We start from the raw sequence: 11,832 nt of genomic DNA, 5'->3' as shown, positions 1-11,832 counted from the left end.
TAAAATATCATTTCCGAAATATGAAAAATTAAAAATGAAACTAGAGCCGACACTTGACATAATTCCATCGCTACTATTCCCTTTCGACATAAATAGCGATCAAGATGAAACCGTAGAAAACCTAATTGCAAAAACCGACATAAATAATGATGATGAGCTAACACACCTATTTAACACCCTGATCAAGCCTGAGTTTACAAAACGCATCATAAGCGAGCAGCAATGGTATATCGATACACTGACATTCTTTTTAAATAAAAATGAAAAATTTAATCGCGTATTTTCCGAAATCACGACGTACTTCTCTGAGGAGCCCATTGATAAGCGCCATTTCATGTCGGTCCTTCTTGAATGCTTGAAAAATACAAAACTTCATAACAAGCCAGACTAAAGGGGAAAGATCTGTTTTTCGCTGAAAAAATAAATCCGCCCCCTTTTAATCTTTATTTCTAAAAATCATTTTATTACAAAATTTGACAGATTTATTTCTCCTGACACCAGTAACACTAAACATCAACCCGGGTTTAACCACCACAAAGGACTGTCTTTTGACAAATCTAACACGCCCCCTAACCCTATTTCTCGCACTGTTTTTTTCAGTTAACGCAACTGCCCTGTCTCTACACTCAGAGAACCGTTCCGACGGTACAGTTGCTTTACTACTGACAAATGATCCCTCTTCGCCAAGCCTCCCGAAACTCAACGATGATCCGGCGATCCGTTCCGCATTAGTTGATTTCCTCGGTTATTCAACGGGCAGCTATACAAACGACAACACAATGATCGTGCAACAGGTTCTCGAATCGCTGGATTCAGAACTTTCATCTTTTGACGAAGGAGTTCCTGCCGGAAAAACCATGATCACGGCGATGAACGACGGGAACAACGGTCTCGAGCGGGCTGCATTGCTGCTGGATGAAAAGGGTCAGCTGGTTGCGGTCGGACTGGTAAACGGACACTGCACAGTAAAATCCCGAGAAGAAGCGTTGACCTGCAATGATCTGCCGGACACGGTGTTGACTATTTTCCAACCCAAAGGCTCGAAAAAAGATGATGCCGCTTCTCTTGTAACCTGGAGCAAACAGTTACCGCCCATGCTGGCCATCCGCGCCGAAAGTGATGACCCGGAAACACGGGCCAGTGCGCAGAAAATTGCGACTGTCGAATATGTTTCTACAGATCCGGAAAAAGGGGCGTGGACCACCTCGCAACTTCCCGCCGACTTCCCCAAACCCATGCTCTCGATGCTTCCTCAACGGGCTCACTTGATCGGAGCCGGAGCACATGGCGAATTCACGACACCCGGCATGGAAGGCACGCCCATGGAGGGTGACTGGGATGAGATGGCTGGCCGGCCTAAACACGAGTTCGAGGTGATCCTGCGTACCTATACCGACTACGCAAGCGTACTGGACTTCTACAAGCTGCAGGCCAAAAACGCCGAGATCAGCGGCAATGACAAAAAAGCACTGGTCGAAGGTTATATCGGTGGCGGGACCTACAAAGTGGAAATACGCAACAAGGAAAAAGAAGGCACCGTAATAACACTCTCAGCCTGGAAACAGGAAGTCTGATGACTAACAAGGGGCGCCCCCTGTCGCCCCTTGTCGCTTACCACTTCAAAGGCTGTTTAACGCCTCCTCTGCCCCTGGAGCCGAGCGTTCAACTGCCTTGAGCATCCAGAATTTCGCCTTGGCTTTGCTCTTGGTCAAACCACCTCTGCCTTGTGCGTACATGTTTCCCAACGCCAATTGGGCTTTGCCATATCCGGCATCGGCCGCCTTGCGATAGAGACTGGCAGCCTCGCGTTCATTGCGCTTCGCTCCACGGCCCTGTTCGAACATCCGAGCCATTTCATACTGGGCGTATTCATTCCCCTGAGCCGCCGACTTGCCAAACCAATCGAAGGCACTGGCTTCATCCTTTTCGACACCACGTCCTTCAGCCAGGACTTCTGCAAAATCAAACTGCCCAGAAGCATTCCCCGTCTCGGCAAACTTACGGAACCATTTGGCTGCCGCTACGTCATCCTGTGGAACCCCATCCCCTTCTTGGTAGATCATCGCCAATAGCATGTAGGCATCGGGATAACCGCCCTCGGCGGACTGGTTGTAGTAGGCCATAGCCTTGTCCATATCCTTGAGATTTTTTATCGAGCGGCCACCACGATGATAAATCTGCGCCAGATGGAATTGCGCTTTCGCATTGCCCTGCTCCGCAGCTTTCAGACTCCAGTAAACCCCGGCGTCTTCACCTTCTACACTCCAGTCCGAACTCAGTTCGTAGGCGAGTTCGGCTTGTGCCTCGGCATTTCCCTGTTCTGCAGGTTTGCGAAACCACTCTTCAGGCATGCCGGGCGAGAATTGCTCTACCACCCCGCAAAGGTTCTGCTGAATGGCTTTGCCAAATTCCAGTTGTGCTTGCAGATCACCCTTTACCGCGTCTTCGTGCAAGCGCTCCGAGTTAGGCGAACAGACCCCACCCTTCATCGCGTCGTACAGCGCTCGCGGTTCCTGTGCCCATGTGTTGCCTGTGCTGAACAGAGTAAAAAGTACCACACCGACCGGGATGAAAGTCTTGAAACAGCGGTTCATTGAAACGTCCTTGTGAATCGATAAAATTGAAAAAAACAACAACCAGCCAATAGATTTACGTCACCTCAAAAGCGCCTTCCCCCACCTCATACTTAACCACCACCCGATTCCCATACAACCTCCCCCTCTCCACCAAAGCCCCCACCTGCCCCTTCTCCCGCACCTCCCGCCAAATCTCATTCTCCCGAAACACCCTTCCCCCCTCCCGCACAAACTTATGCCCCAACTCAAACACGTGATACCGAAACTCCCGCTCCCGATCACACAACAACTCCCCCTCCAGTTGCGTCTCCCCGACCTTCAACTTCAGCTGAAAGCTCCGATCCGTCGGGTTGTGCAGTACCAGGTCGATGTAGTTGTAGAAGATCGCCGCGCCGGAGCCGAATGGCAGGACGCGGCCGTCGTCCGGGAAGGGGTCGAAGCTGTGGTTGGCGCGTTCGATGACGACCAGGGGTGAGTGAATGGCCATCCAGTGGATGAGGTTGCTGAGTTGGCAGATGCCGCCGCCGATGCCGGTGCGGGCCTGGCCGAAGGACAGTTCCATGCCTTCGACGTAGCCGCGTTTGCGTGTCGGGCGGCCGACGAGGCGGCAGAAGGAGAAATACTCGCCGGGGGCGATGGTGACGCCGTCGATGGCGGCGACGGCGAGTTTGAGGTTGATGACTTTGTTGTGTTGCAGCGCAAGGTCGGAGTCGCCGAGTTTGCGGATCAGTTTTGAGGTGTGTTTGAGGTAGCGATACGGCAAGCGCTCAGGCGTCGCGGCAGGTCGTGCGTAGCGTTTGCTCGAGCAGTGCCAGGCGATGTGGCGGAACAGTCTTTTTTGCCACACGCGCAGCCAGTAGAGGGACGGGTGGTAGAGGGAAAGTGGTTTCATCCGTGGCGAACGGCGCGGGCCGTTGTCTTCCTTGATCTGAAAAGGGCGGCGCATCTTACCGTGGAATATCGCCGTGTGCGCTGCTCGCGCAGGCGTCGCACGCCGTTACAAGTCGGCCGACGCCGAGCGTTTCGAAATTAAGCTTCAACTAAGGTTGCGTCCCTACCATCCGGGCCACGAAGCAGCGGGTGCGAGCGTTGATTGCCGCACACAAAGCCATTCCATTCGATGTGAGCCCGGATCATGAGAGAGTTTGATTTCCCCTCGGCACAACAGCCCGCGTTCAGTCTTGTATTGGTCAATTACAAAACCCCGGAAATAACCCGGATGTGCCTGGAGTTTCTCCAGGAATACGTCAAGGAACAGCAGATTCCGGTGTGGGTGGTGGACAACGATTCTGCCGACGAAAGCCTGGCTTACTTGCGCTCTCTGGGCTGGATCAACTTGATCGAGCGCCCTTCCCCTTGCAAAGAAGCCGGGCATATTGCCCACGGCAAGGCACTCGATCTGGCACTTGAAAAGGTTGAAACCGATTACCTGTTTTTACTGCACACCGATACTTTCGTATTCGACAACACTGTCTTTTCAATGATGATGAAAGAGTGCATGCAATCTTTGGATACAGCAGCCGTCGGTTGTGTCGAACAGCTGGACCGGGGTGTTTTAAGAGACACTTGGCGCTTGTCTTCGCGTTACTTCAAACACTACTTCCGGCGGGCCAAACTGCAGTTGGGCCTGCGCTCCCGGGAGCCAAAACCCTACCGGGAAACCCACCTGAAAAGCTTCTGCACCTTGTGGAATGCACGGTTGATCAAGGCTCATGGCCTGTATTTCTCGATGGATGACCGGGTCCCGGGATACACGCTGCAGGATCGATTAAGCAGCCTTGGTTACGGCATCAGATTTCTTTCGCCGCGGACGATTTTCCGCTACCTGGATCACATCCAGGCCGGCACCGTGGCCGCCGCCGGTGGCTATGCCAAGAACCACCGCCGCACCACCATGTACCAGCAAACACTCAAGCGTATTCAGATGCAGCAAGGCATGCGGCATGCCAAATCCTGAGAACAATAAAAAGGGCGACTTCACAGTCGCCCTTTTTTTATCCGAATTCTTTAGTCCTCTCTCCGGAGGAGGTGTCCGCCCAGTGTAATGGCCTGGCAATCCATGCACCGGTAAAGAGCCCTGACACTGGGCGAACGGGAAGGATTTTAATGGAAGTTGGCGGATATGTCGTGCTAATTGAGGATGAAATTTATGTACTAAAACGTTAACGGATATTGATCACCGATATTTCCCGAGAAACTTTCAGAATTATCGGATCCGATCATTTTATATGACTGTTCTCATACAACTACTTGTACAAGAACAGTCACGCTGTAGAGTTAATACTCAGCTTTCATGTTCACTGGTCACTTTTAATACATCGGTGTAAGTGACCACGACACTCTGCCCGATTTTCAGATCTTTGAGTTTGGCTTGGATTTCAGGCTTTTCGACATTGAGGGTTTTCGACTGGCCCGAAGGGTTTTCCAGGGTGACCTGGTTTTTCTTCAAATCAATTCTGGTGATTTTCAGTTGTACCTGAATCTGGCGGAATGCCTCGCCGCCCGGGTTGCTGCTGCCCACGACGTTGCGCAGCTCGCCGGTACGCTCGGTGGAGCCAGGCAGACCTTTATCCACGTCGGTGTCCAGGAAAGCCGCCACGGAACGGGTGACTTGAATGTCGACCTTGTCGCCAACCTTCAGGTTGGCGAGGTTTTTCGCCTTGTCGCTGAGCTGGACATGCACCTGGCGACCTTCTTCGCCTTCAAGGACAACCTGATGATTGGCCGGATCAACCGCCAGGACTTTGGTGGTGACCTGATCCTTCTCGACAGTCGCCGACAAAGGAATATCGGCCGCGAACGCCGTGGAGGCGGACAGGACAGTGGCGAGGGCAATGGCGTGCGACAGTGATTGAAGCTTCATATGCGGTACGTTCCCTGTGATGGATGGCAGCACACGGCGCATTCGGCACCGTGCGTGCCAAGGAGCATAGACGCTGATCCGCCGTCGCTCTTGGCACAGGGTGAATCAGTAGCCGGTCATCTCCAGATACCCGCGCCCGCCCTGACTGCCGCTCAACCGCACCGGGCCTTCCCAGTAAGGAATGCGCAACCCCATCCAGGCGCTTGGATTGATTGCATCGAGGGTGATCTGCAGATTCTTTTCCGGAATCCCGATCGACCAGCGCACCGGCATCGAACGGCCCGCGACCTTCGCGGTGTCCTGCGGCGTCAGTTTGATCTGCTCGGCATGCAGCGTTTCAGTCTGGCCATCGGCGCCAATCCAGGCACCGGTTGTGTACGGCGCGCCCTCCTTCTGGCGCATGCGGTAGAGCATGACGTGCGCGCCATCGTCCAAGTGCAGGGAAAACCAGTCCCAACCGGTCTGGTTGGCGGTCAGGGGTTGGCTGCTCCATTCGCGGTCGAGCCAGGCCGGGCCGTTGACGATGTAGGTCTTGCCGTCGATTTGCAGGGTGCCGCTGGCCTGGAAAAACGGCTGGCTGTAGTAATACGACGCCTGACCCTGCTCGGATTTCTGGCTGAAACCGTGATCACCTTGCAGCACCAGCGGACGGCTGGAAGTCAGGCGCAGTTGGTAGCTGAAGTTTTTGTCCTTTGCGCTGAGCTGCATGTCGCCCAGCGGATCACTCGCCTGACTGACGAAGCGCCAGTCATCGATCCACGCCTCGAACGGCACTGCACTCACCCCGGCCTGCCTGACGCCGCCACGGGCATACCGCTCGGCGGCGTGATGAACGCTGGCCGAGGTCACCGCCGCATGACCGAGCCAGATCGTTTGATTGGCCCAGCCCGGTTGCTCCGGCGAGGCGTTCAATGCGCTGCGAAACAACGTCCACTGCACGCCGAAATCGTTACCTTGGGCATCCTTGAGGTTGGCCGTGACATACCACCACTCGATACGAAAACCGTCATGAGCGCCATGATCCGCCGGAAAGCTGAACACCCGCCCCGGCACCACCGGCGTAAAGGCCTGCGCCTGAGCGCCCATCCCGGCGAAACCTTTCTGTTCCGGCGCCGGGTTGTCGCAGCCACCGAGCAACAGCGCCAGGCACACCACGGCGAAGTTAATCCTCATGGGCAAACGTCCTCAGCAAGTCCGCCGGTTGCGTGCGGTACAGCGAATACAGCGGCCACGCCGAGGCCAGTAGCGTTGCCAGCAGCGCCAGTCCGGTCAGTTGCAGCAACTGCAACGGAAACACCCGCAACGGCAGGCGCCAGCCAAAGGCCTGCACGTTAATCACCGCATCCAGACACCACGCCAGCCCGATGCCCAACGGCAATGCCAGCACCAGCGTCAGTACCGCCAGCAGCCAGGTCTGGCCGAGGTTGAGCAGCATCAATTGCCGTCGCGTCACACCCAAGGCCCACAACGGTGCCAATTGGCCGAGACGGCTCTGGCTCTGGGTCAGCAGACTGATAAACAGCGCCACACCGGCAACCGCCAGCGTCAGGCTGTTGAGCGCTGCCGTCGCGGCGAAGGTCCGCTCAAAAACCTGCACCGACCAGCCCTTGAGCCGCGCCTGATCGACGATGCGGCTGTCGTCGAGCTGAAAGCGTGCCTGCAAGGCGCTGAGCAATGCCGGAATCTTTGCCGGTTCGATCCGCAGGTTGAAACGGTTCGGCGTCAACTGCGGCCAACTGCGCAGCAGATGATTGCTGTTGACCAGCACATGCCCCTTCGGATTGCCGTAGTCGGCGTAGATCCCGACGATGCGCGGCGACCATGACAGGCCCGGCGTGGGAATCGTCAGGTGATCGCCCGGCCGCACCTTGAGCCGACGGGCGAGTTGTTCGCTGAGCATCACCGCATCGTCCGTAGCCAGCGCCGCCCAAGGATCGTCGCCCCGGGCTTCGAGCAGCGGCCAGTGCTGGCGGTAGTGCGGATGATCAATGATGCCGAACACCTCCGTCGGCCAGCCTTGCAACGTCACCGAAACCTGCCAGTTGGGCAGGATCGCCGTGACGCTGGGTTGCTGTTTCAGCCAGCTGTAGAGTTCGCGGGCCTGGGCCGGATTGCTCGGGTTCAGATAGAGCTCGGCAGTGAGCCGTTGTTCGAGCCAGTCGTTGAAGGTCTGGCGGAAACCGGCAGTCATGCTGCCAGCGCCGATGTTGGCCGCCATCGCCAGCAGCAGCGCCATCAACGCCAGACTCAGTGCCGGCAATTGCTGTCGGCAATCGGCGAGAAACCACTGCCTCAGCACCGAACGACTGCGCCCGAGCAAACCGTTCAACAGCGCACTGAGCACCACCGGCAGCGCCAGCGCGGCGCCGAGCAACAACCCGGCCATCAACACAAATCCGCTGGCAAGACTGTCGCCCAACACCAGCGCAATCAACGCAATCGCCGCAAACACTCCGGCCACCCAGCCCTGCCGGCGCAACCAGCGCGCATGCTGTTCGTGCCAGGCTTGCGGATCGGCCACCGCCAGCAATGGCAGACGCGCCGCCCGCAGCAGACTGTTGGCCCCGGCCAGTAACGCGCCGAGCAGGCTCAAACCAATACCGCTGAACCACCACCAGGGACTCAGGCGCAACTGCCCTGCCACTTCCGCGCCGTACAACCCGCGCAAGCTTGCGGCGACATCCGGCAGCAGCACACTGGCCAGCCAGTAGCCGCTGACAACACCGAACAGTCCGCCGATCAACGCCAGCGCTCCGAGTTCGACGATCAGGCAAGCGATCAGCATTCGCGCACTGACACCGCAGGCGCGCAACGTGCGCAGCAACCCGCGACGCTGTTCCAGTGCGAGACCGATGGCGGCATGCACGATGAACAGACCGACGACAAACGAGAGAAACCCAAGCGCATCGAGGTTGAGGTGAAAGCTTTCGGTCAGCCGCGCCAGATTGTTTTCTTCGCCGCTGCTTTTGAGCTGCAACTGGCCTTTGAACGCCGCCGGCACGTCGGCGTGAAAATCCTTGGGCAACAGCAGCCGCGACAGTTGATCGGGTTGTTCGAGCACGCGTTGAGCGACACCGATGTCCACCAGCAGCACGCCGGGCGCCATGTCCTTTTGCGCCAACAGCGGAGGCAACGTCTGACCGGTTTCGGTTTGTGGCGTGGCGCCTTCGGACAGATTCAGCGCTTGCAAGGTGGCGGGGGAAATCCAGGTGCTGCCCGGCGGGGTGAAAAATTCGACGATGCGCTCGATCGGCATCGCCTGCCCCGCCACCGCGCTGTCGGCCGGCAGCGACACCGGCTCGATGCCCATCAATTGCAAGCGCTGAGATTCGTGCCCCTTAAGGATCAAACGGCCCTGCAGCACCGGTGAAACCGGCCAGCCCTGACGGCGCAGATCGACAAACCATTGCTGGGAAAACGTCGCACCGTTCGGCGTGCTCAGGCTGGCCTGGGGTTCGCCGCCAATCATCTGGCTGGCGCGGGCGTAACTGTCCCGTGCCTGACTGTTGAGCGCTTCGACGCCAGTCAACAGGCTGGTGGCCAGCCACAACCCGGTGAGCACGCTGAAGAACTGCACCGGGTGTCGCCGCCAGTGACTGAGCAAGGCGATCAGCGTTTGCCGATAAACCCTCACGTCAGTCGACCGTTGGACAACACCACGCGCTCCGCCAGTCGCGCGGCCACGCGTTGACTGTGGGTGACCATCAGCAACGTGGTCGGCGTGTCGTCGAGCAACTCCAGCAACAGCCGCAGCACCTCGTCGCTGGTCGCTTCGTCGAGGCTGCCGGTGGGTTCGTCGGCCAGTAACAACTTGGGCCGCGAGGCCAACGCCCGACCGAGCGCGACCCGCTGCTGCTGGCCGCCGGAAAGTTGTTCGGGATAACGCTTGAGCAGTTCGCTCAGGCCAAGACGCTGTACCAGATGATTCTGCCAGCGCGGATCATGGCGCCCGGCGAGTCGCGCCTGAAACGCCAGGTTGTCTTCGATGCGCAGGCTGCCGATCAGGTTGTACTGCTGGAACACCAGACCGATTTCCGTGCGTCGCCAGTTGGCCAGTTGCGCTTCGCTCATTGCGTCGAGTCGATGTTCGCCGCTGTGGATGCAGCCGCTGTCGACTTTATCCAGGCCGGCGATCAGGTGCAGCAACGTGCTTTTGCCGCTGCCCGACTCGCCCATCAGCGCCAGACTGCTGCCGGGTTCGAGCGTCAGGTCGATGCCTTGCAACACGGGCAACGGGCCTTGGGGGGTGAGGTAGCTTTTGAAGACGTTTTGAACCTGCAGCATGCCGCCATCCGATCGTTGCGTGTGGGGCAAGGATAGCGGATCGCGACGGGTTACTGCCCTGCTGCAACACTCGTCGGCGCCTCACCCGGCGTGACGATGCTGTTCAGGTCGATGTGCTTCCACTCGGGCTTGGCACCCAACCGTGCATTGAAGCGGTAGTTGAAGGTGAAGTCGTCCGTCGTCGGCACGCTCAGTGGTTTGCCGTAGACCGATTCGATCCCCCCCAGGTCGTAGCCCATCAACTGCAGCAGGGTCGGGAAGATGTTGTAGTGACTGGAGCGATCCTTGTTCGCCGCCAGTTGTGCCGACCAGTCGAGTGTGTGCAACTGATCGCCCTGAATCACCACCAGCGGCACCAGTCCCTCCTCTTCCACCGGGTCGCCGCCGCAGTGGGTGTTGAGCCCCGGGTTGCCGCGCTCGTGCAGGTCCTGGCCGTGGTCCGAGGTGTAGATCAGCAGCGCGTTGTTCAGATTGGCCTGGGCAAACACCCGCGAGAAGAACTCGCCGACATTCCACAGCACGGTGTTCTTGTAGGCGTTGCGGTATAGCACCCAGTCATCCGGCTGGCCGTTGAAGCCGTCGCGCTTGCCGGTGTCGGCGATTTCGGTGAACTGGCCCCGTGGCAAGGTCGGGCGGTAGGCCATGAAGGCGTCCGGATATTTGTCGTGCACCGGGAAATGCGCGCCGACCTTGTTGATCACCACCAGCTCGGGCTTGTCGTCGTTGAGCAGCTCGATCAGCTTGGCAGCGGCGGCCATGTCGCGGTCGCGGACGCTGGTCTGGTCGAACTGCACGAACTCGTCGATGTCCTTTTTCTCGGTGTCGGTCATCAGGTTCTGCAGGTTGCCGCCGGTGCGCTGGGCGTCGATGTACACGGTGCGCAGGCCGGCCTTTTTCGCGTATTGCCAGATCGACGGCAGCGTACTGTTGATGCGCATGTAATCGGCGCGGGTGCCGCCGTAGCGCAAGGTGACGTTGGTGTCGGCGCTGCAATTGGCGATGGACGCCGCATAGCCGTAATTGAAAATGTCGACACCCGGATGCGCCTGCTTGAGGTTACTGTGCACACCGAACGGCGCGTTGATGTCCAGATAATTGCCGGAAATGCTTTCGTCGATGATCAGCACGATGTCGTGACTCACCGCCGGGCCGTTGCGCGCCAGGGTCACCGGCTCACGGGGGCCGACAGTGTTGTGCAGCGCCTCGTAGCCGAACAGGTTGAGGTAGGCCAGCGGCGTGTACATGATCGGCAGGCCCCGCGCCCCTTCCCCGGCCCGCACGAACAGCACGGCGCTGAGCAGCAACACCCCCAGCACCGGCGCCGCGACTCTCAGCGCATTGGGAACCGGAATCGAATGACGCGGCCGCAGGCCGATGCCGATCAACAGCAAAAGACCGTTGAGCACCCCGTGGACGATCGCATCCCGGTACTGATACGCCGCTTCCTGGATGAAGCCGCCCGAATAAACCAGAGAGACAAAACTGCTGTACGTCAGGTAATCGGCAGTGACCCGGGTATAGACATCAAAGAACACCGCCGAAATAAACATCGCCAATGCGAACAAGTGCCGAATGAAAGTCTGCCTTATATACGCCGTTAGTAGTAATGCGAAAGTCAGCGCCAAAAACATCGCGCCAAAAAGCAGTACTGCCGGACCGATACCCATGGCGTTTAAACGTTCAAGGTAATAATCGGAATAAAGCAATAGATAAATAACTAAAAGCAGTTCTTTCAAATATCGAAACATGGCGGTTCCGGGGCGCTGCCGACGGGGCACGGTCAATGAATTGTCGGTCAATTTCTGACACTAGCACCGCGCTATCAAAGCGCAAGAATTGTCGGACTTTTGCCAAAAGCGTCAAAAAAACATTGACTCATTACTGACACACCCAAGTCTCTACAGCCCTTGAATTTTGTGGCCTACGACCGTTTATCGTTTTCTTTGAATTGTGAAAAACATGTCAAGGACGGGACAAATCCAGATGCAGCAAGTACTTGATGGCTATTAGCCCCCAAAAACGGGGGTGTTATACACATGCAACATGTCATTTTGCTGACACGCTTTTCCCACCCTGCGCTATACCCCTTTTGACAGTTCCAATTCGATC

10 protein-coding genes are annotated in these 11,832 nt (G+C 57.3%); 3 read left to right on the top strand and 7 right to left on the bottom strand.

Annotation, left to right across the window (positions count from 1 at the left end):
* The first annotated feature begins 34 nt into the window (after positions 1-34).
* Positions 35-391 carry a hypothetical protein gene (locus M5B44_RS08900; protein ID WP_248738882.1) on the top strand — a complete coding sequence of 119 codons (357 nt, stop codon included), beginning with the start codon at positions 35-37 and terminating at the stop codon, positions 389-391.
* Positions 392-548: 157 nt separating this feature from the next.
* Positions 549-1,574 carry a hypothetical protein gene (locus M5B44_RS08895; RefSeq protein ID WP_248738881.1) on the top strand — a complete coding sequence of 342 codons (1,026 nt, stop codon included), beginning with the start codon at positions 549-551 and terminating at the stop codon, positions 1,572-1,574.
* A 45-nt stretch (positions 1,575-1,619) separates the two neighbouring features.
* Here M5B44_RS08895 and M5B44_RS08890 read toward each other — a convergent pair whose 3' ends face one another.
* Both M5B44_RS08890 and M5B44_RS08885 read right to left on the bottom strand, forming a co-directional pair.
* Complete coding sequence (locus M5B44_RS08890; protein ID WP_248738880.1) at positions 1,620-2,594, bottom strand: tetratricopeptide repeat protein; 975 nt, start codon at positions 2,592-2,594, stop codon at positions 1,620-1,622.
* Positions 2,595-2,649: 55 nt separating this feature from the next.
* Positions 2,650-3,468 (bottom strand): VanW family protein, encoded by an 819-nt coding sequence (locus M5B44_RS08885; protein WP_248739122.1) that lies wholly within the window; start codon positions 3,466-3,468, stop codon positions 2,650-2,652.
* A gap of 243 nt (positions 3,469-3,711) precedes the next feature.
* On the opposite strand from M5B44_RS08885, the gene M5B44_RS08880 reads away from it, so the two are divergent.
* Complete coding sequence (locus tag M5B44_RS08880; RefSeq protein WP_248738879.1) at positions 3,712-4,533, top strand: glycosyltransferase family 2 protein; 822 nt, start codon at positions 3,712-3,714, stop codon at positions 4,531-4,533.
* Between the two features lie 327 nt (positions 4,534-4,860).
* On the opposite strand, the gene M5B44_RS08875 is transcribed toward M5B44_RS08880, so the two are convergent.
* The 5 genes from M5B44_RS08875 to M5B44_RS08855 all read right to left on the bottom strand — a co-directional run bounded on the left by M5B44_RS08875 (position 4,861) and on the right by M5B44_RS08855 (position 11,471).
* On the bottom strand, positions 4,861-5,439 hold the full coding sequence (locus tag M5B44_RS08875) for a hypothetical protein (RefSeq protein WP_248738878.1): 579 nt from the start codon (positions 5,437-5,439) through the stop codon (positions 4,861-4,863).
* 105 nt (positions 5,440-5,544) lie between these two features.
* Positions 5,545-6,612 (bottom strand): lipocalin-like domain-containing protein, encoded by a 1,068-nt coding sequence (locus tag M5B44_RS08870; RefSeq protein WP_248738877.1) that lies wholly within the window; start codon positions 6,610-6,612, stop codon positions 5,545-5,547.
* Positions 6,602-9,073: an FtsX-like permease family protein gene (locus M5B44_RS08865; RefSeq protein ID WP_248738876.1), complete on the bottom strand. Its 2,472-nt coding sequence runs from the start codon at positions 9,071-9,073 to the stop codon at positions 6,602-6,604. The genes M5B44_RS08870 and M5B44_RS08865 overlap by 11 nt, the downstream gene beginning before the upstream one ends.
* Positions 9,070-9,723 (bottom strand): ABC transporter ATP-binding protein, encoded by a 654-nt coding sequence (locus M5B44_RS08860; protein WP_248738875.1) that lies wholly within the window; start codon positions 9,721-9,723, stop codon positions 9,070-9,072. The genes M5B44_RS08865 and M5B44_RS08860 overlap by 4 nt, the downstream gene beginning before the upstream one ends.
* A 50-nt stretch (positions 9,724-9,773) precedes the next feature.
* Positions 9,774-11,471 carry a sulfatase-like hydrolase/transferase gene (locus tag M5B44_RS08855; protein WP_248738874.1) on the bottom strand — a complete coding sequence of 566 codons (1,698 nt, stop codon included), beginning with the start codon at positions 11,469-11,471 and terminating at the stop codon, positions 9,774-9,776.
* Between the last annotated feature and the right edge of the window lie 361 nt (positions 11,472-11,832).

The organism is Pseudomonas sp. MWU12-2029 (genome assembly GCF_023242425.1).
Classification (GTDB): domain Bacteria; phylum Pseudomonadota; class Gammaproteobacteria; order Pseudomonadales; family Pseudomonadaceae; genus Aquipseudomonas; species Aquipseudomonas kribbensis.
The sequence above is the reverse complement of the archived record's forward strand: the minus strand, read 5'-3'. Positions and strand labels throughout refer to the sequence as shown.